At 65.6% G+C, this 22,202-nt stretch carries 21 protein-coding genes; 18 read left to right on the top strand and 3 right to left on the bottom strand.

The window, feature by feature from the left end:
• Positions 1-34: 34 nt before the first annotated feature.
• The gene (locus HNQ08_RS27900; protein WP_268240005.1) at positions 35-160 is read left to right on the top strand and encodes a hypothetical protein; all 126 of its coding nucleotides are present in this window, start codon (positions 35-37) and stop codon (positions 158-160) included.
• Between the two features lie 6 nt (positions 161-166).
• The gene (locus HNQ08_RS11665) at positions 167-1,423 is read left to right on the top strand and encodes a YdgA family protein (protein ID WP_342355695.1); all 1,257 of its coding nucleotides are present in this window, start codon (positions 167-169) and stop codon (positions 1,421-1,423) included.
• Positions 1,424-1,492: 69 nt separating this feature from the next.
• Here the strand turns inward: HNQ08_RS11665 and HNQ08_RS11660 are convergent, their stop codons facing one another.
• From HNQ08_RS11660 to hpt, 3 genes are all read right to left on the bottom strand, one after another.
• Positions 1,493-2,035 (bottom strand): GNAT family N-acetyltransferase, encoded by a 543-nt coding sequence (locus HNQ08_RS11660; RefSeq protein WP_184131923.1) that lies wholly within the window; start codon positions 2,033-2,035, stop codon positions 1,493-1,495.
• A 161-nt stretch (positions 2,036-2,196) separates the two neighbouring features.
• The gene (ilvD, locus tag HNQ08_RS11655) at positions 2,197-3,891 is read right to left on the bottom strand and encodes a dihydroxy-acid dehydratase (protein WP_184131921.1); all 1,695 of its coding nucleotides are present in this window, start codon (positions 3,889-3,891) and stop codon (positions 2,197-2,199) included.
• Positions 3,892-3,956: 65 nt separating this feature from the next.
• Positions 3,957-4,499, bottom strand: a complete 543-nt coding sequence (hpt, locus tag HNQ08_RS11650; RefSeq protein WP_184131919.1) for a hypoxanthine phosphoribosyltransferase — start codon at positions 4,497-4,499, stop codon at positions 3,957-3,959.
• A 74-nt stretch (positions 4,500-4,573) separates the two neighbouring features.
• Between hpt and trpC the strand changes: the two genes are divergently transcribed.
• From trpC to HNQ08_RS11570, 16 genes are all read left to right on the top strand, one after another.
• The gene (trpC, locus tag HNQ08_RS11645) at positions 4,574-5,362 is read left to right on the top strand and encodes an indole-3-glycerol phosphate synthase TrpC (RefSeq protein WP_184131917.1); all 789 of its coding nucleotides are present in this window, start codon (positions 4,574-4,576) and stop codon (positions 5,360-5,362) included.
• A 110-nt stretch (positions 5,363-5,472) separates the two neighbouring features.
• Positions 5,473-6,624 carry an ATP-binding protein gene (locus HNQ08_RS11640; RefSeq protein WP_184131914.1) on the top strand — a complete coding sequence of 384 codons (1,152 nt, stop codon included), beginning with the start codon at positions 5,473-5,475 and terminating at the stop codon, positions 6,622-6,624.
• 428 nt (positions 6,625-7,052) lie between these two features.
• Positions 7,053-7,388 (top strand): NADH-quinone oxidoreductase subunit A, encoded by a 336-nt coding sequence (locus HNQ08_RS11635; RefSeq protein WP_039686449.1) that lies wholly within the window; start codon positions 7,053-7,055, stop codon positions 7,386-7,388.
• A 133-nt stretch (positions 7,389-7,521) separates the two neighbouring features.
• The gene (locus tag HNQ08_RS11630) at positions 7,522-8,058 is read left to right on the top strand and encodes a NuoB/complex I 20 kDa subunit family protein (protein WP_184131912.1); all 537 of its coding nucleotides are present in this window, start codon (positions 7,522-7,524) and stop codon (positions 8,056-8,058) included.
• Positions 8,055-8,867, top strand: a complete 813-nt coding sequence (locus HNQ08_RS27895; RefSeq protein ID WP_280527580.1) for an NADH-quinone oxidoreductase subunit C — start codon at positions 8,055-8,057, stop codon at positions 8,865-8,867. The genes HNQ08_RS11630 and HNQ08_RS27895 overlap by 4 nt, the downstream gene beginning before the upstream one ends.
• A gap of 184 nt (positions 8,868-9,051) precedes the next feature.
• Positions 9,052-10,245 (top strand): NADH dehydrogenase (quinone) subunit D, encoded by a 1,194-nt coding sequence (nuoD, locus tag HNQ08_RS11620; protein WP_184132454.1) that lies wholly within the window; start codon positions 9,052-9,054, stop codon positions 10,243-10,245.
• A gap of 12 nt (positions 10,246-10,257) precedes the next feature.
• Positions 10,258-10,881: an NADH-quinone oxidoreductase subunit NuoE gene (gene nuoE / locus HNQ08_RS11615; RefSeq protein WP_184131910.1), complete on the top strand. Its 624-nt coding sequence runs from the start codon at positions 10,258-10,260 to the stop codon at positions 10,879-10,881.
• Positions 10,878-12,233 carry an NADH-quinone oxidoreductase subunit NuoF gene (gene nuoF, locus HNQ08_RS11610; RefSeq protein ID WP_184131907.1) on the top strand — a complete coding sequence of 452 codons (1,356 nt, stop codon included), beginning with the start codon at positions 10,878-10,880 and terminating at the stop codon, positions 12,231-12,233. The genes nuoE and nuoF overlap by 4 nt, the downstream gene beginning before the upstream one ends.
• Entirely contained in the window at positions 12,230-14,386 is a 2,157-nt protein-coding gene (gene nuoG, locus HNQ08_RS11605; protein WP_184131904.1) for an NADH-quinone oxidoreductase subunit NuoG, read from the top strand. The genes nuoF and nuoG overlap by 4 nt, the downstream gene beginning before the upstream one ends.
• Positions 14,386-15,555: an NADH-quinone oxidoreductase subunit NuoH gene (gene nuoH, locus HNQ08_RS11600; protein ID WP_184131901.1), complete on the top strand. Its 1,170-nt coding sequence runs from the start codon at positions 14,386-14,388 to the stop codon at positions 15,553-15,555. Before nuoG ends, nuoH begins: the two co-directional genes overlap by 1 nt.
• A gap of 80 nt (positions 15,556-15,635) precedes the next feature.
• Positions 15,636-16,172: an NADH-quinone oxidoreductase subunit NuoI gene (gene nuoI / locus HNQ08_RS11595; RefSeq protein ID WP_184131898.1), complete on the top strand. Its 537-nt coding sequence runs from the start codon at positions 15,636-15,638 to the stop codon at positions 16,170-16,172.
• 85 nt (positions 16,173-16,257) lie between these two features.
• Complete coding sequence (locus tag HNQ08_RS11590) at positions 16,258-16,881, top strand: NADH-quinone oxidoreductase subunit J family protein (RefSeq protein ID WP_184131895.1); 624 nt, start codon at positions 16,258-16,260, stop codon at positions 16,879-16,881.
• Positions 16,881-17,183 (top strand): NADH-quinone oxidoreductase subunit NuoK, encoded by a 303-nt coding sequence (gene nuoK, locus HNQ08_RS11585; RefSeq protein WP_039682061.1) that lies wholly within the window; start codon positions 16,881-16,883, stop codon positions 17,181-17,183. The genes HNQ08_RS11590 and nuoK overlap by 1 nt, the downstream gene beginning before the upstream one ends.
• A gap of 9 nt (positions 17,184-17,192) precedes the next feature.
• Positions 17,193-19,127: an NADH-quinone oxidoreductase subunit L gene (gene nuoL / locus HNQ08_RS11580; RefSeq protein WP_184131892.1), complete on the top strand. Its 1,935-nt coding sequence runs from the start codon at positions 17,193-17,195 to the stop codon at positions 19,125-19,127.
• 159 nt (positions 19,128-19,286) lie between these two features.
• Entirely contained in the window at positions 19,287-20,729 is a 1,443-nt protein-coding gene (locus HNQ08_RS11575; protein WP_184131889.1) for an NADH-quinone oxidoreductase subunit M, read from the top strand.
• Between the two features lies 1 nt (position 20,730).
• Positions 20,731-22,194 (top strand): NADH-quinone oxidoreductase subunit N, encoded by a 1,464-nt coding sequence (locus HNQ08_RS11570; RefSeq protein WP_184131886.1) that lies wholly within the window; start codon positions 20,731-20,733, stop codon positions 22,192-22,194.
• Positions 22,195-22,202 lie beyond the last annotated feature (8 nt).

Below are 22,202 nucleotides of genomic sequence, written 5' to 3'. Positions count from 1 at the left end.
TGCGGCCCAGGTCTCGCAGCCTAGGATTGGAGCTATGGCCAAGCCCCCTTCTGCGTCCCGCCGTTCCCGCCTGCCTGCATTGGGCGTGGGTGTTCTGCTCGTTTTCGGCGCGTTGGCGGGGGCGACCGTATACACCAGCCGCCAGACCGCCCAGACTTAGCAGACCCTGGCCCAGACGCTTGAGGCGCAACTGGAAGCCACCGGCTATGCCCAGGTGAAGTCCTCTACCTACCAGCGCGGACTGCTGAGCAGCACCCAGACCATGAATGTGAGCCTAGGCAAGGGAACGCAGGACGTGGCCCTGATCGTGGTCAACCATATCCAGCACGGACCGCTGCCGGGGTTGCGGGCGGTGGGCAACGCGGTGATCGAGACCGAGATCCGCTTTGCCGATCCGGTCCTTCAGGCCAGGGCCGAGCAGGCCCTGGGGAACCGCAGGCCCACGATCCGGACCGTCGTGGGGCTGGGCGGCGACACGTCCACCCATCTCGACATTCCTGCCGGAACCCTGACCGAGGAGGGCGACGACGGCGCCGCGCTGAGCTGGCAGGCCATGAGCGGCGACATCCAGAGCGGCGGCCTGAAGTCCAGCACCCGTCTGAACTGGCCAGAATTGAAGATCACCTCAGAAGGGGGCACGCTGACCCTCAGCAGTATGGCCCTGAATGGCAACGCGGCCAGGGAGAACGCGGAGGACCCGCTGGGGGTGGGTGAGCAGGTGCTGACGCTGGGGTCCGCCGCGTACAGTGGACCCTCCGGATCGTCGCGGGATGCCTTGACTCTCAAAGACCTCAAGGTCAGCAGTTCCAGCACGCTGCGGGACGACTTCTACCACGGCGGCGTCCAGTACAACATCGGGCAGCTCGGGTTCTCGGCTCCGGGTGGCCTGCAGAGCCTGACGAACGTGCAGCTTCATCTGAGCCTGGGCCACCTGAGCCGCGAGCCGCTGGCGCGACTGGTCAAGACCTTGCAAACCCTGGGCCAGCAGACCGGGACTGTTCCCGAAGCGGAGGACCTGACCGAGGCGCAGCGACAGGCCCTGACCGACGACGCGCTGGCTGTCTTGAAGGGCGGGCCGGTGTTCGCCATCGACCGCCTGAGTTTCACGCAGCCGGGCGGCGACATTGTGCTGACGGGCAAGGCCGAACTGCCGGGAGCCAGTGAGCTGGACGCTGAAACGGCACACATGCTGGCGTCCAGCCCGCAACTTGCGCTGGGGTTAATCAAGGTTCAGGCGCAGTTCAGGGCCGCCGAGCCAGCCCTGCGTGAACTGCTGGCGACGCTTTCCCCGAAGGCGGCCACCAGTCTCGAGTCTCTGGTCGAGATCGGTTATCTGGAGCGCCAGGACAATGAGCTGATCAGCAATCTGGCGTTCGGCGGCGGCGAGGCCAGCATCAACGGTCAGGCTTTGGGCGCTTTCTAGAAAATTTGAATCCGGATCTCCAGAGGGGATCACCCTCTCCTGAGACATGCCTCTTCTTCAGCCTGGCGTTCAGCGGGTTTGTCGCGTCAGGAGCCGAACCTGATCCACGTCCTCTCCCACACTCCCGCACTCGACAAAGCCGACTTTCGCGGCCAGACGCAGCGACGGCGCATTGTCCGGCTGAATCAGGCAGAAGGTCTGGTGGCCCGGTAGATGCTCGTCCCGCCAGTCCAGCACGGCCTTCACCGCCTCGTGCGCGTAGCCCTGCCCATGCGCCCAGGGCAAGAGCACCCAGCCCGCTTCAGGAAGGGCGGCCAGTTCCGGGTGTCCGGCCAGCACATCGCGTTTGAAATGGCCCAGGCCCACCTCGCCCACGAAGCGGTCTGAGCCGCGTTCCTCCAGCACCCAGTAGCCAAATCCCAGCAGCGCCCAGTGGCCTGGATGCCGCAGCAACCGCGTCCACACGTCCTGGCGGGAGAGGGCCTTACCCGACGTGTGGCGCGTGACCACCGGATCCTGCCACAGCTCCACACAGGCGGCCAGATCATCGGTCCGGTGGGGACGCAGGCGCAGGCGCGGGGTGGTTAGGGTGGGGGCGACGTTAAATTCCATTGGAGAAACGCCGGCTCTGCATGGCTGGGGACCAGATCTCTCCGAAACTCCCGTCTGCCCTGGAGGGCTTCGAGCGCTGGACGAAAAAAGCTCTGGAAGTCGAGAACTGTTCTGACTTAGGGCGAGTCAAAGGTTTAGGCCACCCATGCCAGGAGGTCATCTCAGTCCGTGTAGGCGCCCACCGCCGCGCTGCTCACCAGCTTGGCATATTTCGCCAGCACCCCGCGCTTGTAACGTGGTTCGGGCTGCACCCACGCGGCGCGGCGGCGCTGGAGTTCGGCCTCGTCCACATGCAGCGTCAGCTCGCAGGTCTCGGCGTTCAGCTCGATGGTGTCGCCCTCGTGTACCAGGGCAATCGGGCCGCCTACGTAGGCTTCGGGGGCAACGTGGCCCACCACCAGTCCGAAGGTTCCGCCCGAGAAGCGTCCGTCGGTGATCAGCCCCACGCTGTCGCCCAGGCCCTTGCCGATGATCGCGCTGGTGGGCGAGAGCATCTCGCGCATGCCCGGCCCACCTTTCGGCCCTTCGTAGCGGATGACCAGCACGTCGCCAGGGTTAATCTGATCGGCCATGATGGCGTGCATCGATTCTTCCTCGGACTCGAAGACGCGCGCCGGGCCAGTGATCTTGATGCTTTTCAGGCCGCTGATCTTGGCCACGGAGCCCTCCGGGGCCAGGTTGCCGCGCAGAATGGCAAGGTGGCCTTGCGTGTACAGCGGCTCCGAGTAGGGACGGATCACGTCCTGCCCGGCGTCCGGCACCTCTTTCTCGTTGGCCAGGTTCTCGGCGACGGTTTTCCCGGTCACGGTCAGGCAATCGCCGTGCAGCAGGCCCTCTTTGAGCAGCATCTTCATCACGCGGGGAATGCCGCCCACCTCATGCAGATCGGTGGCCACGTACTGTCCGCTGGGCTTGAGGTCACAGAAGACCGGGGTCGCTTCGCGAATGCGCTCGAAGTCCTCCAGCGTCAGGTCGATGTCGCAGGCATGGGCAATTGCCATCAGGTGCAGCACGGCGTTGGTGCTGCCGCCCACGGCCATGATCACCGTGATCGCATTCTCGAAGGCCTGCTTGGTCAGAATGTCCAGCGGGCGGATGTCGGCCTCAATCAGTTTCAGCAGTGCGCGGGCGCTGTCGGCGCTGGAGGTGGCCTTCTCGGCGTCCACGGCGCTCATGGTGCTGGAAAAGGGAAGGCTCATGCCCATCGCCTCGAAGGCCGAAGACATGGTGTTGGCGGTGTACATGCCCCCGCACGAACCGTTGCCAGGGCAGGCGCGGCGCTCGATCTCGTTGAAGTCCTCGCGGCTCATCTTGCCCGCGCCCAGCGCGCCCACCGCCTCGAACACGCTGACGATCGTCAGGTCCTTGCCGTTGTAGTGGCCCGGCTTGATGGTGCCGCCGTAGACGAAGATGGCCGGAATGTTCAGGCGGGCAATGCCGATCATGGCCCCCGGCATGTTCTTGTCGCAGCCACCCACCACGATCACGCCGTCGTGGGACTGACCACGCGAGACGGTCTCAATGGAGTCGGCGATGACCTCGCGGCTGACCAGACTGCATTTCATGCCCTCGGTGCCCATGCTGATCCCGTCCGACACGGTGATCGTGCCGTAGACCTGGGGCATGCCGCCGCCCTCGTGAATGGCGTCGGTGATGTGCCCGGCCAGTTCGCCCAGCCCGTTGTTGCACGGCGTGATGTTGCTCTGCGCGTGTGCCACACCGATGATCGGTTTTTCGAAATCGCCGTCCTGAAATCCCACCGCCCGCAACATGGCCCGGTTGGGGGCGCGCTCGTCGCCCTGAGTGACATGGTGAGAGTTCCAGTTGAGCTTGCGCTTGTTGGCGGTATCGGTCATGCCCCAGGGTAACGCCGCCGTCAGGGCGTGGCGCCGGGAAACTCAGACAGGGCCCAGAGCCCCCTCTACTCCTGACTGGTGATGAACGGCAGATTGCGGTCGTATTGCGAACGGTCCAGCCCGTATCCGTAGACGAAGGCGTCCGGAATGGTGAAGCCCAGGTATTCCACCGGCACCTCCACCTTGCGGCGGCTGGGTTTGCTCAGCAGCGCGGCAATCTTGATGGTGGCGGGGCCGCGCCCCTCCAGGTAGTGCAGCAGGTAGTTCATGGTGATGCCGGTGTCCACGATGTCTTCCACCAGAATCACGTGGCGGTCACTGATCGGGAATTGCAGATCCTTGACCAGGCGCACCTCGCCGCTGCTCTGCTTGGCGTTGCCGTAGCTGCTGGCCTGCAGGAAATCCATGGTGCAGGGCATGTCCAGCGCGCGCACCAGATCGGCGTGGAACATGAACGCGCCGTTCAGCACACAGATCAGGTGCGGCTCGCGGCCCGCATAGTCCTCACGGATGCGGGCGGCCAGCTCACCGATACGGGCCTGAAGCTGCTCGGCGTTGATCTGCACGGGGCCGGAACCGGGAACAGAGGCAGAAGGGGCAGGACTCATATGGCGTTCAGGCTAACATGCGTTTCCCTGACTTCGCGTTCCCCTCAGAACGGTGAGCCCCTATACTCCGGCGCGTGAATGGCCTGCCCCTCCCTGATCCAAGTCGCGTGCCGGGTGTGCTGGGCCGCATCGTTCAGGAGCGTGCCGGGGATTACCGGGAAGCCAGCCCAGACTTCGGCCCCGCCCGCCCTGCCGCCTGCCTATTCGAGGCGGCCCTGGGCGGCCCGGATCTCGCCCTGATTGCCGAGGTCAAGCGTGCCAGTCCCAGTCAGGGAGCGATTGCCCCGCTGGACCCGGCGGCGGCGGCACGCGCCTACCAGTCAGGGGGCGCGGCGGCCATCAGCGTGCTAACCGAACCCCGCCACTTCGACGGTAACCCGCAAGCACTGCACAGCGTGGTGGGCGCTGTGGAGTTGCCCGTGCTGCGAAAGGATTTCGTGGTGCATCCCGCCATGCTGTCTGAGGCTGCCGAGTGGGGCGCGTCGGCGACGCTGCTGATGGTCAGCGTGCTGAAGGAGGCGACGGGCGCGTATCTGCAAGCGGCGCACCACCTGGGTCTGGATGCCCTGGTGGAGGTTCACGATGAGACCGAGCTGGACGTGGCGCTGGAGAGTGGGGCGCGCATCATCGGGGTCAACAACCGCGATCTGACGACGCTGGACATCAATCTGGCCGTCAGCCCGCGCCTGATCCGGCTGGCCCGGCAGCGCGGTTTTACCGGCGTACTGGTGGCCGAGAGCGGCTACCGCAGCCCCGATCAGATCGCGCAGATTCGCGGTCTGGCCGACGCCGTGCTGGTGGGCAGCAGTCTGGCGGGCAGCGGCGATCTGACGCGGGCGGCGCGCGAGTTGCTGGCTGTCTGAGGTGACGCCCCCCTTTTGTCCCGCAACGCCTCCGGCGGCGCGCCGCCTGAAAACTGTCTCCCACTTCCAACTTCCGCTCCCGGTATCCGGAGTACACTGCCCCTCAGTCAATGTCCATCCCTGATGCCCAAACTGTCTTCGTGGTCTGCGCAGACCGTGCCCGCGCCTCGCAGCTTGCGCCCCTGCTGACCAGGGCCGCCGTCGTGCACATCAGCGACGCCGAGACCCTTCTGCGCGAGGCGCATGTCCAGCCGCCTGCCGTGGCGCTGCTGTACACCGATCTGCCCGGCGTGCCGCTGTCCCAGGTGTTGCCTATTCTGCGCCAGCGCGCTGAACTGGCCGGAACCCAGTGGCTGGCGGTGGGCTCACGCGGCCTGGGGACCCTGCTTTCCGCAGGGGCCGATGCCCTGATCAGCGACACCACTGCGCCCGACGCGCTGGCGTTGCAGGTGACCAACATGCTGGCCCGCGCCCACCAGCACCATGAGCTGCAGGGCCGGGTGGCCGCCCTACAACGCCGCAGCGATGACTGGGACCACGAGGAACGGGTACGGGACCAGCTGATCCACATGCTGGTGCATGACCTCAAGAACCCAATCGCTGCCGTGATGGGCCTGCTGGAGATCGTGCAGGACGATGCCCGCGTGCCCGACGATTCGCGCGAGCTGTTGAAGGTCGCCCGCGACGAGACCCAGCATCTGCTGCACCTGACCGTCAACATGCTCGATATCCGCAAGATTCAGGCCGGGAAGATGAACCTGAGACGCGAACTGATGTTCTCGCCGATGTTTCAGGAGGTCATCGCCCTGGCCTGTGGCGATGTGGGCAGCGGCCTGCGCGACCGCGTGGTCCGGATCGAAGTCGAGAGCAATCTCAGTCCGGCCAGCGTCGATCCGGAAATCCTGCGCCGGGTCATGGCCAACCTGATCAGCAACGCCATGAAGCACACCACCGGTGGCGGTCACATTCTGGTCGCCGTCCGTCTGGTGGGAGACGCAGTTCAGATCAGCGTGCAGGACGACGGCGAGGGCATTCCCGCTGACGACATCCCCAACCTGTTCGCCGCCTTCGAGCAATCGCGTCTGACCCTGCATGGCCGCTTCGACACCGGCATGGGTCTGGCCTTTTGCAAACTGGCCGTCGAGGAGCACGGCGGCAGCATCGGGGTGCATTCCGAGCGCGGCCACGGGGCCACCTTCGCCTTCACCCTCCCCCTGGCCCACGACGACGCCGATGACGATTTCGTGGAACTGCTGAACTGATCGTTCCTCTCCCAGTCCACGGTCGACATAGGCCATGGAACTTGGGTAGAACTGCGGCCCTAGGAAATCGAGGTGGATTCAGGGGCCACTCTCCCATGTCAGCGCCATAAATCTGGGATGACGACGGCACCGGAAGCGCCTGACGCGCCGCCTTGCTCTGCAGTTCCCTGGGTGAGCGGATCGTCGTCGCCAGAACACGCGCAGATTGCCCCTCAGATCAGCTAGAGCAGCGCGGAGAGTGAGGGGCCAGAAACGCGCCCGGTAAGCACAAACGTGATAAAACGGAGGGGTAACACAACCCATCCGTTTTATTCATTTGCCTCTCTTTTTTTGATGCTTCTCGTGCCGTTTTTCACGAGTCGTTGAGAATCAGGAGAAGATTCGGGGCAGAAAGGAGCGCCGTTATCGAATACCTCAACTTCGTAATCATGTTGCTGGTGGCCGTGGGCATTGGCGTGCTGGCCGTCATCGTCAGCGCCATCCTGGGGCCGAAGAAGGGCAGCCGCGCTAAGCTGATGGCCTACGAATCAGGCAACGATCCGGAACACGGTGGCGTGGGGACCGGGCAGCGCTTCCCGGTGCATTTCTACCTGGTGGCGATGCTGTTCATCGTGTTCGACATTGAGACGGCCTTTTTCTATCCCCTGGCCGTGGCCTACCAGAAGCTGATTCCCTTTGCCTTCTTCGAGGCCCTGACCTTCGTGCTGCTGCTGCTGGTGGGATACGTCTATGTGCTGAAAAAGCGGGTGCTGGAATGGGCATAAATGGCGCCCTGTGCCGCCAAAAGGGTGGCCCGTCTAAAGGTTTGAGGCGCGGCGACGAGCCAGCGTGGGCTTCAGGGCTGCGGATCTTGAGCCCTGCACCGGACCTGGAAAGCAGGACAACGGAGGTGCGATCATGGCACTCAAGGAACTGATTGACCGCGACTGGCAGGAACTGGAATCCGAGGGCATCCTGTTTTCCAGTCTGGAGAAACTGGTGGCCTGGGGCCGCAGCAACAGCCTGTGGCCCGCCACCTTCGGGCTGGCGTGCTGCGCCATCGAGATGATGAGCAGTACCAACGGCCGCAACGACATGGCCCGCTTCGGCTCGGAGGTGTTCCGTGCCAGCCCCCGGCAGGCCGACGTGATGATCGTCGCCGGACGCCTGAGCAAGAAGATGGCCCCGATCATGCGCCGGGTGTATGACCAGATGCCCGATCCCAAGTGGGTGATCAGCATGGGGGCGTGCGCCAGTTCGGGGGGCATGTTCAACAACTACGCCATCGTCCAGAACGTAGACAGCGTGGTGCCGGTGGACATCTTCGTGCCGGGCTGCCCGCCGAGGCCCGAAGCCCTGATTTACGCCGTGATGCAGCTTCAGAAGAAGGTGCGCGGCGAGGCCTTCGATCAACTGGGCCACCAGCTCCCAATGGTGGATGCGTGGACCAGATGACGGGCGACAAGGGTGACAGGACCACCCCGGAGCCTGAACGCCTGACCGGGCGGAACGCAGGGATGCAGTCCTCTCAGTCGCAGGGACAGCCCCCACAGGCCCAGACCGTCGTCCGCAGCCAGCCGCCGGCGATCACGGTCACGCCGGACTCGGTCCCGGTGGTGACGGTCAGTCCCGCCGCGGTGGAGCCTGCGCCGGTCTCCGCGCCACCCGCAGATCCGCGCGACGTGACCGGATTGATCGCCGAACTTGGCCTGACCGCGGACGACTCGGCGGAACCCACGGCCCTCGTCCCCCCGGAGCGGCTGCGTGAGGTGGCGCAGGCCCTCAAGGAGCGCGGCTTCATGCTGATGGACTCGGTGGGCGTCGATTACCTGGCTTACAACCAGCCCCGGCCCAAGCGCTTTGCCGTGCTGCACAACATCTACCATCCCCATTACCACCGCCGCGTGTTCCTGCGTGTGTGGCTGGACGAGGGCGAGACGCTGGACAGCCTGTACCCGGTCTGGAAGGCCGCCAACTATCTGGAACGCGAGGTCTATGACCTGATGGGCGTCGAATTTGCCGGCCACCCCGATCTGCGCAAGGTGCTGACCCCCGACGATCTGGAAGGTCACCCTCTTCGCAAGGACTTCCCGCTGGGCGAGACGCCCACATTATTCCGCGACGGGCGTTTCCTCGACCCTGCCGCCTTCCGTGCCGGCGTCACCGGGCAGCAATCCGGCCTGACCGGCTACCGGGGTGAGCTGAGGCGCGGGCGCGGCGAGGACCGCCTGCCCCCGGTGATGCCGGAGGGAGGGCCGAAGTGATGGGCGAGGTTCTGTTCCGGACCTGTTGTCCGCGTGAAGGAGGGTTCGCATGACCAGCAGCAAGGACCGCACCACCGTCAAGGAACGCGAGACCCTGCGTGACCTGAGGCAGAACCCGGATTCGGGCACCCTGCCGCGCCGCCAGATGACCCCGGACCACCAGGAATCCATCTCCGGAGAGCGGATGCAGGGGCAGACTGGAGCGCTGCTGCACACCGAGATCATGTCGCTGAACGTGGGGCCGCAGCACCCCAGCACCCACGGCGTCTTGCGGCTGGTGGTGGACATGGACGGCGAGTACGTGGTCAAGGTCACGCCGCACATGGGTTACCTGCACACCGGCTTCGAGAAGACCTTCGAGCACCGCACCTACCAGCAGGGCGTGACCTACGCGCCGCGCACCGACTACCTGCACTGCTTCGGCCATGAGCTGGCGTACGTGCTGAGTGTAGAAAAACTGCTCTCGGCCGAGGTGCCCGAGCGGGCCACCACCGTCCGCGTGATCCTGCACGAACTGGGGCGCATCCACAGCCATCTGGTCTTCGTGGGCACGGGCCTGCTGGACCTCGGCGCGCTGACGCCGTTCTTCTACGCCTTCCGCGAGAAGGAGAGCTGCCAGGACCTGTTCGAGGCTGTCTGTGGCTACCGCATGAACCAGGGCTATCTGTGTGTGGGCGGCCTGAGCCGTGACATTCCCGAGGGCTGGCCTGCCATGGTGTCGCGCTTTCTGGACCAGATGGAAAAGGGCGTGCAGGAGTACACCACGCTATTTGCCGAGAACCCTATCTTCCAGGACCGGGCGCGCGGCGTGGGCATCATTCCGCCCGAGGTTGCCCTGGATCTGGGCCTGACCGGACCGAATCTGCGGGCTTCGGGCGTGCCGCTGGACAACCGCAAGGACAACCCGTACTGCGGCTACGAGACCTACGACTTCAACGTCGTGACCAGCCAGGACGGCGACAGTCTGGCGCGCTTCAACATGCGCCTGTGGGAATTCGGCGAGAGCATCAAGATCATCCGGCAGGCGCTGGCGCGGCTCAGGCCCGGCCCGGTCAAGGATCCTAACCGCAAGATCTCACTGCCGCCGCGCCAGGAGCTGGAAACCAGCATGGAGGCAGTCATCCACCACTTCAAACTGGTCACCGAGGGCTTTCACCCGCCCGTCGGCGAGGTCTACGTGCCCACCGAGTCGGCGCGCGGTGAGGTGGGTTACTACATCGTCAGCGACGGCGGCAGCATGCCGTACCGGGTCAAGATTCGCGCCCCCAGTTTCGTCAACCTGCAGGCGCTGGAGTACGCCTGCGTGGGCGCGCAGTTTGCAGACCTGATCACCATTCTCGCCACCATCGACCCCGTGCTTGGGGACGTGGACCGGTAAGGGAGCCAAAGCTTGAGTTACTTCGCCGATAAACAAACGCTGGTGGCCGATATCTTCTCGCGCTACCCGGACTCACCGCAGGGCCGCCGCAGCGCGCTGATGCCCCTGCTACGCGAGGTTCAGGATGCCGAGGGCTTCGTAAGCGGCTCGCGCATGGACGAGATCGCCGCGCTGTGCGGCACCACCGCCACGGAAGTCCGCAGTGTCATGAGCTTTTATTCCACCTACCACACGCTGCCCACCGGCAAGTACCACCTGCAGGTGTGCAGCACGGTGATGTGCTCGCTGGCCGGTTCGGACGAACTGTGGGATCACCTGGTCTCGGAGCTGGACGTGCAGCCGGGCGAGGTTTCCCCTGACGGACGTTTCAGCGTGCAGAAGGTGGAATGCCTGGGCTCCTGCGGCACCGCGCCGCTAATACAGATCAACGACGACGGCTACTACGAGAAAGTGACGCCGGGCAAGTGCGCCAGCATTCTGAAAGCCCTGCGCGCCGATCTTCAGCCGTTGCCCGACAACCCCGTGCCTGTGACCGTCAACGCCGAGGGCCGTCAGGTGCTGGCGAGCGGTGAGGCGGTGGGGGCCAGCGTCACCGGCCTCAATCAGCTTCCGCCCTTCCACGGAGGTGAAGCGTGACCGCCACCTTTCCAGACACTGCCCCCACGCCGCCCAAGCCGATCACCAGCGGCAAGGACCCACGCTTTGCCCCCACCCTCTACGCCCACGTCGGGCAGCCAGACAGCTGGACGCTCGGCTACTATCGCCGCAACGGCGGTTACGAGGCCGTGGGGCGCGCCTTCGGCATGGGGGCGGACGCCGTGATCGACGAGGTCAAGAAATCCGGCCTGCGCGGACGCGGCGGGGCGGGCTTCGCCACCGGTCTCAAGTGGTCTTTCATGCCGCTCAACGACGGTAAGCCCCACTACATCATCTGCAATGCGGACGAGTCCGAACCGGGCAGCTTCAAGGACCGCTACCTGCTCTCGGAAGACCCGCACCAGTTGATTGAGGGCATGATCATCGCCGGGTACGCCATGCGCGCCAGCGTGGGCTACATCTATATCCGGGGTGAGTACGTCCACGCCGCCCAGCGCATTGAGGCCGCCATTCAGGAGGCGCGCGGGGCCGGACTGCTGGGTCAGAACATCCTGGGCAGCGGTTTCGCCTTCCAGCTGCACCTGCACCGGGGAGCCGGGGCCTACATCTGCGGCGAGGAAACCGCCCTGATGAACAGCCTGGAAGGGCTGCGCGCCAACCCCCGACTGAAGCCGCCCTTTCCCGCCGCCGCTGGCCTTTACGGGCTGCCCACCACCATCAACAACGTGGAGACGTTCTGCGCCGCCACCCAGATCCTCAAGTTCGGGGCCGAGTGGCACGCGGAAATGGGCACCGAGAAGAGCAAGGGCATGAAGCTGTTTCAGGTGTCTGGGCCGGTGGCGCGGCCCGGCGTGTACGAGTTGCCGCTGGGTACCACGTTCCGCGAGCTGATCTACGACTGGGCGGGCGGCCCGCTGGAGGAGATGAAGGCCATTATCCCCGGCGGCTCCAGTTGCCCGCTGCTGCGCTGGGACGACAAGACGCTGGACACGCCGATGGATTACGAGAGCGTGGCCGCCGCCGGTTCCATGCTCGGCACGGGCGGCGTCACCGTGATTCCCAAGGCCGACTGCATCGTGAACGCCACCTGGAACATGGTGCGCTTCTACGGCCACGAGTCCTGCGGCAAATGCACGCCGTGCCGTGAGGGGATCTCGAGCTGGATGACCCGCATGTACGAGAAGCTGGTGCGCGGTCACGGTCAGCCCGGCGACGTGCAACTGATCCTGGACATGTCCGAGAACATCGGAGGCCGCAGCTTCTGCGCGCTGGCCGACGCCTGCCTGGGTCCAGTGCTGAGCAGCATCGCGCTGTTCCGCGAGGAGTACGACTCGTTGGCCCAGTTCCAGACGCCCACCTACCCGCCCCGCAACCGTTGGAGAGACGCATGAAAGTTCATGTAGACGGCGTAGAACTCGACCTCCCCGCTGGAACATCCGCCATTGACGCGGTCTTCGGGGCGGGCGGGGACGTGCCGTATTTCTGCGCGCACAAATACCTGAGTCCGGTGGGCGCGTGCCGCATGTGTCTGGTGGAAACGGGCTCGCCGCGCAAGGAAAAGGACGGCTCGTTCGTGCTGGATGAGGCGACGGGACAACCCAAGATCTTCTGGTTCCCCAAGCCGATGGCCTCCTGCACCATGCAGGCCACCGACGGCATGCATATCAGGACCGCCCGCAGCAGCGAGGTGGTGGCCAAGGCGCAGGCAGGCATGATGGAGTTCACCCTCCTGAACCACCCGCTGGACTGCCCCACCTGCGACAAGGGCGGCGCGTGCGAATTGCAGGACCGCGCCTTCGAGTACGGCTACGGAGCCAGTCGCTTCGGCTTTGACCGCCGACACGCCGACAAGCACTACCCACTCTCGGACTTCGTGATTCTCGATCAGGAACGCTGCATTCACTGCAAACGCTGCGTGCGCTATTTCGAAGAAGTGCCGGGCCAGGAAGTGCTGGACTTTATCGAGCGTGGCGGGCACACCTTTATCGACACGGAAGAGGGCGGTCTGCCCACCGGCTTTCAGGGCAACATCACCGACATCTGTCCGGTGGGGGCGCTGCTGGACAACGTGGCGCGGTTCCGGGGGCGCAACTGGGAGTACGACCACACCCCCACCACCTGCACCCTGTGCCCGGTGGGCTGCTCCATCACGGTGGACGCCCGCAACGGGCGCTTGGAGCGCATCGTGGCCCGCGAGAACCGCGAGGTGAACGAGGCGTGGATCTGCGACGCCGGCCGCTTCGGTCACGCTTTTGCCTCTGAGCGGCGGCTGACCGTGCCTCTGGTGCGCGTGGACGGCGAATTGCAGGAGGCGAGCTGGGACGTGGCGATTGCCGCCATCCGCGCGGGCATGACCCGCCACAACACCGCAGAGCTGGCCCTGTACCTGAACGCCGACAGCACGCTGGAGGAAGGCGTGGCGCTCGAAGCGCTGGCGGAAGCGCTGGGCAGCGTCCATGTGGATCACTGGCCCCGTTACGAGGTGGCGCTGGACGCCATGCCGAATGGCGCCGCTACCCTCGGCGACGTGGCCACCGCCGACGCCGTGGTGGTGATCGGCGCGGATCTGGGCGAGGAAGCCCCGGTGCTGGAACTCCGCATTCTGGAAATGCTGCGCGGCGGTCTCCTTCCACCCGAGTACGCGCACGGCACGGCGATTGCCGACCTGCGGCTGGTGGAACGCCCGGCACGCAAGCCGGAAAAACTGGCGGTCATCGGCAGGGAGTCGCGGCTGTGGGCACATGCGGGGATCCGGGTGTCGTCTAACGGGTACAACGCTCTGGAACGCCTGAGCCGCCCCGACACCGCCGAGTTGCAGGCCGCGCTGAAATTGCTCACGGACGCCGAGCAAGCCGTCATCGTGCTGGGGGCAGACGTGCTGAACGGCGCTTCGGGATCGTTTGCGGCGCAACTGAGCACCCTGGCTGCCCGCACGGGCGCGAAGGTCATGGCGATTCCCGCCGGGGCCAACAGCAAGGGGCTGGCCGCGCTGAGGCTGGTGCCGCGTGAGGGTGGCCTGCCGTATGCGCGCGTGGCCGAGGCCCCCGCCGCCTTCATCAGCCGCCTCGATCCGGGCGTGCGGGCACGCGGCCTGACCGTCGTTCACGATTCGCACCTGACCGCCACCGCGCGGCTGGCGGACGTGGTGCTGCCCGCCGTGACCAATTACGAGAAGCGCGGCACCACCGTCAATCTGGAAGGCCGCCTCCTGGAACTGGAGCAGGCCGCCCTGAGTGCGGGCGAGGCCGCGGACCTGATCCGCACGCTGACCGCCGTGGCCGAGGCGCTGGGTCTGCGCGCCCCGGTGCGCGGCCTGAAGGGAGCGCAGGCGCTGGCGGCTCAGAAGCTGGGCCTCAAGCTCGGTGGCCAGCCGGAGCGCGGTGTGATCCACCCTTTCCGCACGGCCCACGTCGCTCCCACCGAGCAGATCCACACCCCACAGTTGTGGACGGAGCGCATGCAACCCTCGATCCAGACCCTGGTTCCCGCCAGTCTCCAGCCGCTGCCGATGCTGGGCGCGGCCCCCGCAGGAGGGGATGACTGATGCCCGACTGGCTGATCGCCGCTCTGATTACCCTGCTCAAAGCTGTGCTGGTGGCGCTCGCACTGCTGACCACCTTCGCCTACATGACCCTGATTGAGCGGCGCCTGCTGGCCCGCATGCAGATCCGCTGGGGACCGAACCGGGTGGGGCCGATGGGCCTGCTGCAACCCCTGGCGGACGCCATCAAGAGCATCTTCAAGGAAGACCTGCAGGTCAGCATGGCGGACAAGCTGGTCTACACCCTGGCCCCGATCGTCGCCATCGGGATGGCCCTGACCGCCTTCGGGGGCATTCCGGCTGGTCCGGCGGGCAGCCTGTTCGGCGCCGATCCCTGGGTCTACAACCTGGACGCCGGACTGCTGGCGCTGCTGGCCCTGACCTCTATGGGCGTGTACGGCATCTTTCTGGGCGGCTGGGCCTCGGGCAGCAAGTACCCGATTCTGGGGGGCCTGAGAAGCAGCGCGCAGATGATCAGCTACGAGCTGGGCATGGGCCTGAGCATCCTGGGCACCCTGATGCTGATCGGGTCCATCAACTTCCGGGTGATCGTGGAGTGGCAGGCGCTGGCGGGCTGGACCGTGCTGTATCAGGTGTTTGCCTTCGCGCTGTTCCTGGTCAGCTCGTTTGCCGAGGTGAACCGTACGCCCTTTGACCTGCCCGAAGCCGAGCAGGAAATCGTGGCGGGCTACCTGACCGAGTACACCGCGATCAAGTGGGCGCTGTTTCAGATGGCCGAATACGTCAACATGATCACCGCCTCCGCGCTGATGTCCACCCTGTTCTTTGGGGGCTACCGCGGGCCGGTGTTCCTAGACGGCCTGATTCCCGGCATCAGTGGCTGGCCGATCATCTGGCTGGTGGTCAAGATCGCCTTCTTCCTGTTCGTGTTTATCTGGGTGCGCGCCACCCTGCCCCGCTTCCGGTATGACCAGCTGATGCGTCTGGGCTGGAAGCTGATCCTGCCGCTGGCCCTGGGCAACACCATGCTGGTGGCCTTTTACCTGGCCTTCCTGAAGCCCGCTGGCCTGGGCTACTGGTTCCTGGGCCTGTTGAGCCTGGCCGCCCTGCTGGGCCTGTTCCTGATGAGCGACCGCGTGCGGGGGCTGTGGAGTGCGCCCGCCGCGCCGAAAGTGGCCGAGAAGGGTGCACGGCCGGTTGGGGGCGACTGACATGCACGGTGTCGTTCGTTCCCTCTCTCGCTTGCCCGCACTGCTGATTTCCCCTCACTCACCCTGCAAAGGAGTTCCACATGGGCGTTCTTGACATTGCCAAGGGCATGGGCCTGACACTGGGCAAGCTGTTCCAGAAGCCTGTGACCGTCAGCTACCCGGAGGAGCGGGCCACGTTGCAGCCGCGTTTCCGGGGGCGGCACATCCTGACCCGTCACCCCGGCACGGGACTGGAAAAGTGCATCGGCTGCTCGCTGTGCGCCGCCGCCTGCCCGGCCTACGCCATCTACGTGGAGGCCGCCGAGAACGATCCGGCCTCGCCCCACAGCCCCGGCGAGCGTTACGCCAAGGTCTACGAGATCAACATGTTGCGCTGCATTTTCTGCGGCATGTGCGAGGAGGCCTGCCCCACCGGCGCCGTCGTAATGGGCAACGAGTTCGAGATGGCCGACTACCGTTACGGCGACTTCGTGTACGCCAAGGAAGACATGCTGGTGGGCGTGACCGGCAGCATGCCCCAGCGCCGCGAGGCCGCCAAGACGGGCAAGCCTGTCCGCCTGGGGTTCCAGCTTGACGGCCCACCACGCGCCGAACTGGAAGGGGTGGAGTACAGGTGATGTGCTTGAACAAGGGTCAAAAGGTCAAAACGACAGGACGTCTGAACGCTCCCTCGGTGCTCAGGCACGCCCCAGGTGACGCGCCATGATGATCGCCTTTATCCTCCTCGGCGCGCTCACGTTGGTCGGCGGCGTCATCACCATCGCGGCGAGGAACGCGGTGCACGCGGCGCTGGGGCTGGTGGGCACGCTGATCAGTGTGGCGGGGCTGTTCGCCACCCTGAACGCGTCGTTCCTGGCGGCCACCCAGGTGATCGTGTACGCCGGGGCCATCATGGTGCTGTTCCTGTTCGTGATCATGCTGCTCAACGCCAACTCGCCCATCACCGGACGCGATCCGATTCCCTTCGTGCGTGAGCTGGCTGGGCTGGGGGGCGTGGTGCTGGCCGGATCGTTCACGGTACTGGCCTTCTCGTACAAGGATCCGCGTCCGGTGGCCGAGGCGACGGTGGCGCTGGGTGGAGGCTCGGCGTCGGTGGTGGGGGAGACCCTGCTGACCCGTTTCCTGCTGCCTTTCGAGGCGGTCAGCATCCTGCTGCTCGTCGCTATCGTGGGCGCGGTGGCGCTGGTCAACCGGCCCGCACCGCAGCCAGACAACGTGCCGGACAGCGAGACCGAGCCGCTGGCCCCGCAGGTGGGTTCAGCGTCCAGGGGCGGGCCGCAGCCCGTGTTGCAGCACCGAAACGACGAAGGGGAGGTGCGCGCGTAATGGTGCCCACCGGTTACTACATTGCCCTGTCGGGCATTCTTTTTGCACTGGGCATGATCGGCGTGCTGACCCGCCGCACCGCGATCATGGTCTTCCTGAGCGTGGAACTGATGCTGAACGCCGCGAACATCGCGCTGGTGGCCTTTGCCCGCTCGTGGGGCGACCTGACCGGGCAAACGGCCGTGTTTATCGTGATGACCCTGGCCGCCGCCGAGGTGGCGATCGGCCTGGCAATCATCGTCGCCATCTTCCGCAAGCGCGAGACCACCAACGTGGACGATCTCGCGGCGATGAAAGGCTGAGTGGCGAGCATGCTGCCCCTTCTGTATCTGCTTCCCCTGCTGCCTCTGATCGGCTTTGCCCTGCTGATGGTCTTTCCGCGCGTGTTTCCCGGCAAAACGGGCGGCTGGCTGGCGACTGGCCTGATCGGCGCGGCCTTCGTGGTCGCCGTGCTGCGTTACCTGGGCCAGACCGACACGCCCGCGCAGGAAACGCTGTGGACGTGGCTGCCCAACATGGCGCTGAACGCCAACCTGAGCGTCGGCTTCTATCTGGATCAACTGAGCGCGCTGATGGCCCTGATCATCACCGGCATCGGCTTCCTGATCCACCTGTATTCCATCAGCTACATGGGGCATGACCCCAAATTCACGCGCTTCTTCGCCTTCCTGAACTTCTTCGTCGCCATGATGCTGATTCTGGTGCTGGCCGACTCCTACCCGCTAATGTTCGTCGGCTGGGAGGGCGTGGGTATGGCGTCCTACCTGCTGATCGGCTTCTGGTTTAACGGGCGCGGCAGCGAGTCTTCCGACGGGGACCTGCGCGCCGCAGGCGAGCGCGAGGGTGTCAACAACTCCAACGCGGCCCGCAAGGCGTTCATCATGAACCGCATCGGCGATCTGGGTTTCATGCTGGGCATGTTTTTGCTGTACAAGCTGTACGGCACCCTGAGCATTCCCGAACTGGCGACGCGGGTGGAGGGCGTGTCGGTGGCCACCGCCGGGGTAGAGCTGGCCTGCCTGTTCCTGCTGGTGGGCGCGATTGGCAAGAGCGGTCAGTTGCCGCTGACCACCTGGCTGCCCGATGCGATGGCTGGCCCCACGCCCGTCTCCGCGCTGATCCACGCTGCCACGATGGTCACGGCGGGCGTGTATCTGATCACCCGCAGCCACTTTCTGTACGAACTGGCCCCCAACGCCTCGCTGTGGGTGGCCTGGGTTGGGGGCCTGACGGCGCTCTACGGCGCGCTGGCGGCGCTGAACCAGCACGACATCAAGAAAATTCTGGCCTTCTCCACCGTCTCGCAGCTGGGCTACATGTTCCTGGCCGTGGGCGTGGGAGCGTACTCGGCAGGGGTGTTCCACCTGCTGAGTCATGCCTTTTTCAAGGCCCTGCTGTTTCTGGCGGCGGGCGCAGTGATCCACGCCCTGCACGACGAACAGGACGTGCGGCGCATGGGTGGCCTGCGGAAATTCATGCCGTTTACGCACCTCGTGTCCATCGCAGGCGTCCTGGCCATCAGCGGCATTCCCATCTGGAGCGGCTTCTTCAGCAAGGATGCCATTCTGGCCGCCGCCTTTGAAAGCCAGCCGCTGCTGTACCTGATTGGATTGATCGTGGCGCTGCTAACCGCCTTCTACATGGGCCGCTGGTATTTCCTGGTGTGGCGCGGCGAGTACCGGGGCGCCGCGGCCACTGGCGTTGCCCACCCGCACGAGGCCGATACGATCACCAAGATTCCGCTGGGTATTCTGGCCGCAGGCGCCACCCTGATCGGCTTCCTGAACATTCCCACTTTCCTGGGCGGCGGCCACGCCTTCGACACCTACCTGGGCCGCGCCATTCCGCAGGAGGCGCACGAGATCGCAGCCTCCACCGAGTGGTCCCTGACCGTCTTCGCCGTCCTGGCCGGGGTGGCCGGGCTCGGCTGGGCCTACCTTCAGCACCGCAAGCAGCGTCTGGACAACGGGCCACTGGGCCAGTTCAGCGCCAGCGCTCTGTACCTGGACAACGTGTACGACGGGCTGGTGGGCGCCCCCAGCAAGGCGATTGCTGGGGCGCTGGACACCGTGGACCGGGGCACGGATGGCCTGATCGGCAGCGTGTCCCGCAACGCGGCGGCTCCAGGCGGCCTGTTCACCCTGTGGCAGAGCGGCTTCGTGCGGGCCTATGCGGTCAGCATGCTGCTGGGCACTGCCGGGATCATCGGCTACTGGGCGCTGAAGATGATCGGGAGTGGGGCGTGAAGGGCGTGCCTGTTTCTGCGACCTGTGCAGTGGCCCCCTGCCCCCCTCTGCCCTCGCAGCGTCCCTTCCCAATGTGGGAAGCAGCGAACCGGGTCATTCCTTTCAGAGCTTCAGCCCTTTTGACCTTCAGCGCCGATCTTCATGTCCCGGAGGCCCTGCATGTTTGACCCCCAATGGCTTCCCACCATCATGATCTTCCTGCCGCTGCTGGGCAGCCTGTTGATCCTCCTGTTCCCCGACCGCTGGCGCGACGAGGTGGCCGGCTTCATGTCCGCCGTGACGCTGGGGCTGGGCCTGATGATCTGGTACGCGGGCGGCTCCGGCCTCCTGAGCCTGAACTGGATTCCCGCTCTTGGGATTACCTACAGCGTGGAACTGTCGGGCGTCAGTCTCGCGCTGGCGATGGTGACGGCCTTCATGTCGTTTATCGCCATTCTGTACGCCGCACGGCGCATTCCCAACCCTGGGACCATGCTGGCGCTGATTCTGGCCATGGAAACCGGGCTGCTGGGCATCTTCGCGGCGCGTGACCTGATCCTGTTCTACGTGTTCTTCGAGGACGCCCTGCTGCCCTCGCTGCTGATGCTGGCGATCTACGGCAAGGCGCACCGGATGCGGGCGCTGGTCAAGTTCGCGGCCTACACGCTGTTTGGGAGCCTGCTGATGCTGGTGAGCATCATCGGCGTGCGCTACCTGGGCGGCAGCCCGACGTTCGCGCTGGTGGACCTCAAGCAGAATCTGGTGACGGGCCCGGCGCAGACGTGGCTGTACCTGGGCTTCCTGACGGCGATGGCGGTCAAGCTGCCGCTGTGGCCGCTGCACGCGTGGCTGCCCGATTTTCATGAGCAGAACCACGACAGCGGCATCCCCGACGTGATGGGCACGCTGTACAAGGTGGGCGGCTACGGCCTCTTCACCTTCGCCATTCCGCTGTTCCCCGACGCCTCGCTGGAACTGCGCCCGATTCTGATGGGGCTGGCAGCCTTCACGGCGCTGTATTCCGCCTGGATCGCCTTCGGGCAGCAGGACTGGAAGCGGCTGCTGGCCTATGCGGGCTTGTCTCACATGGGTTTCGTGGCGCTGGGCGTCTTTTCCCTGAACGAAACGGCGGTGATCGGCGCGATGTACCTGCTGGCTTTTCAGAACCTGTACACCGGGGCGCTGTTCCTGAGCGTGGGCATGGTGCAGGAGCGCATCGGCAGCCTGGACACTCGTGTGGGCGGCCTGATGACCGGCGCCGGGGCGCTGGGCGGCCTGACGATGGCGTTGTGGTTCGCCTCCATCGCCGTGCCGGGCTTCGCTGGCTTTATCGGCGAGTTCTCGGTGCTGCTGGGCGCGTATCAGGTCTCGCCCTGGTTGGCCTTCGCGGCGGGCATCACCACCATCGCTGCCGCCGCCTACGCTCTCACCGCCTTCCAGACCACCTTCTGGCAGGCGCGGCCGCTGGGGGGGGTCATGGTGCGCGACCTCATCCACACCGAGTGGCTGATCCTGGGTCTGCCGCTGGTGATCGCCATCTTCTTCGGGGTCTACAGCGCCCCGGCCCTGAACTTGATGCAACCCGCCGTGAAATCTGTGCTCGCTGCCCTGGGAGGCAACTGATATGCCTCAACTCGTCGCCCCCGACGTCGCCTTTCTGCCCATGCTGCCCATCCTGCTCGTGCTGGCCGGCGCACTCCTCAGCACGCTGCTGGGCTTCTGGGTGGGCCGCCGCACGCTGACCGCCATCAACATCGTCGCCGTGCTCCTGTCAGGCGCGAGCATGGTGTCCCTGTGGAACGGAGGGCTGAGTTCCTTTGCCGGCGGCTTGCAGGCCGACAACGCCGCCGTCCTGCTGGGTCTGACCGTGCTGGTGGGCACCCTGATGACCCTGCTGGTCTCCCTGGACACCGCGTGGCGCGAGCGGGTGTCCTTTCCCGAATTCGACGCCATGCTGATGTACGCGGTCACCGGCTGCCTGCTGATCGTCTTTTCCGGTGACCTGATCGTCATGCTGATCGGGCTGGAAATCATGAGTCTGGCGGGCTATGTCCTGGCCACCTTCCAGGGTTCGCGCCGCGCCGAGGAATCGGGCCTGAAGTACTTCCTGCTGGGCGCGGTCGGCAGCGCCATCCTGATCTACGGGATCGCCTTCGTGTACGGCGCCACAGGCAGCCTGAATTACGCCGCCATTGCCGCCAGGGTAGGCAGTGTGAGCAACCTGACCCCCGAGAACGTGGGGATTCTGGTGGGCGGCAGTCTGCTGCTGCTGGCCGGCTTCGGCTTCAAGATCGCCCTGGTGCCCTTTCACCAGTGGACGCCGGACGTGTATAGCGGCGCGCCCACCACCACCTTCCTTTTCCTGAGCACCGTGGTCAAGGTGGCCGCCTTTGCCGGCATGCTGCGGGTGTTCGGCGGCGCGCTGACGGACGCTCCCGGCTGGGCCAGCACCTTGCAGATCCTGACGGCGGCAACACTGATCATCGGCAACACGGCGGCGCTGTTCCAGACCAATTTCAAGCGCATGCTGGCATATTCGGCGGTGGCCCACACCGGCTTCCTGGCGATGTGCCTGCTGGGCACCCCGGAACTGGGCGGCGCGGCGCTGGGTTACTATCTGCTGGTCTATACCCTGATGACTGGCGCGGCGGCGGCCGTGGTGGCGGCCCTGCAACGCACCGAGGCGGGCTTCGAGATCAACGATATGCGCGGGCTGTACTACCGCCATCCGGGCTACGCCATCGCGCTGTCGGTGTGCCTGGCGTCGCTGGCGGGCCTGCCGCCCTTTGCGGGCTTCTTCGGCAAGTACCTGGCCTTCCAGGCCGCCTTCCAGAACGGCTATGTCTGGATCAGTGTGCTGGCCGCCATCACCAGTGTGGCCGCGCTGGTGTACTACCTGCGCCCCGCCATGCTGATGTTCATGCCCGACCGCACCCCGGCGCGCGAATACGCGCACGGCCAGCGCTTCCCCACCACCTTCACGGTGGGGCTGGGCGTGGCGGGCATCACGGTGCTGGGCATCCTGCCGAACGTGTGGTACAGCTGGGTGGCGAACCCGGCTATCTGGAGCTTTCTGGCCGGACGCTAAGGGAGTCT

Origin of the sequence: Deinococcus humi (assembly GCF_014201875.1) — a bacterium.
Classification (GTDB): Bacteria; Deinococcota; Deinococci; order Deinococcales; family Deinococcaceae; genus Deinococcus; species Deinococcus humi.
Note: the sequence above shows the minus strand (reverse complement) of the source record. Positions and strands in the feature narration are given on the sequence as shown.

What these genes read in the sequence shown, in the direction of transcription:
- nuoI (WP_184131898.1), top strand. Translation starts at nt 15,636, where the DNA reads ATGGGCGTTCTTGACATTGCCAAGGGCATGGGCCTGACACTGGGCAAG.
- ilvD (WP_184131921.1), bottom strand. Translation starts at nt 3,891, where the DNA reads ATGACCGATACCGCCAACAAGCGCAAGCTCAACTGGAACTCTCACCAT.
- nuoL (WP_184131892.1), top strand. Translation starts at nt 17,193, where the DNA reads ATGCTGCCCCTTCTGTATCTGCTTCCCCTGCTGCCTCTGATCGGCTTT.
- HNQ08_RS11640 (WP_184131914.1), top strand. Translation starts at nt 5,473, where the DNA reads ATGTCCATCCCTGATGCCCAAACTGTCTTCGTGGTCTGCGCAGACCGT.
- HNQ08_RS11635 (WP_039686449.1), top strand. Translation starts at nt 7,053, where the DNA reads ATGTTGCTGGTGGCCGTGGGCATTGGCGTGCTGGCCGTCATCGTCAGC.
- HNQ08_RS11590 (WP_184131895.1), top strand. Translation starts at nt 16,258, where the DNA reads ATGATGATCGCCTTTATCCTCCTCGGCGCGCTCACGTTGGTCGGCGGC.
- HNQ08_RS11660 (WP_184131923.1), bottom strand. Translation starts at nt 2,035, where the DNA reads ATGGAATTTAACGTCGCCCCCACCCTAACCACCCCGCGCCTGCGCCTG.
- HNQ08_RS11630 (WP_184131912.1), top strand. Translation starts at nt 7,522, where the DNA reads ATGGCACTCAAGGAACTGATTGACCGCGACTGGCAGGAACTGGAATCC.
- HNQ08_RS11570 (WP_184131886.1), top strand. Translation starts at nt 20,731, where the DNA reads ATGCCTCAACTCGTCGCCCCCGACGTCGCCTTTCTGCCCATGCTGCCC.
- nuoK (WP_039682061.1), top strand. Translation starts at nt 16,881, where the DNA reads ATGGTGCCCACCGGTTACTACATTGCCCTGTCGGGCATTCTTTTTGCA.
- nuoG (WP_184131904.1), top strand. Translation starts at nt 12,230, where the DNA reads ATGAAAGTTCATGTAGACGGCGTAGAACTCGACCTCCCCGCTGGAACA.
- nuoH (WP_184131901.1), top strand. Translation starts at nt 14,386, where the DNA reads ATGCCCGACTGGCTGATCGCCGCTCTGATTACCCTGCTCAAAGCTGTG.
- HNQ08_RS27895 (WP_280527580.1), top strand. Translation starts at nt 8,055, where the DNA reads ATGACGGGCGACAAGGGTGACAGGACCACCCCGGAGCCTGAACGCCTG.
- HNQ08_RS11575 (WP_184131889.1), top strand. Translation starts at nt 19,287, where the DNA reads ATGTTTGACCCCCAATGGCTTCCCACCATCATGATCTTCCTGCCGCTG.
- HNQ08_RS27900 (WP_268240005.1), top strand. Translation starts at nt 35, where the DNA reads ATGGCCAAGCCCCCTTCTGCGTCCCGCCGTTCCCGCCTGCCTGCATTG.
- hpt (WP_184131919.1), bottom strand. Translation starts at nt 4,499, where the DNA reads ATGAGTCCTGCCCCTTCTGCCTCTGTTCCCGGTTCCGGCCCCGTGCAG.
- nuoD (WP_184132454.1), top strand. Translation starts at nt 9,052, where the DNA reads ATGCAGGGGCAGACTGGAGCGCTGCTGCACACCGAGATCATGTCGCTG.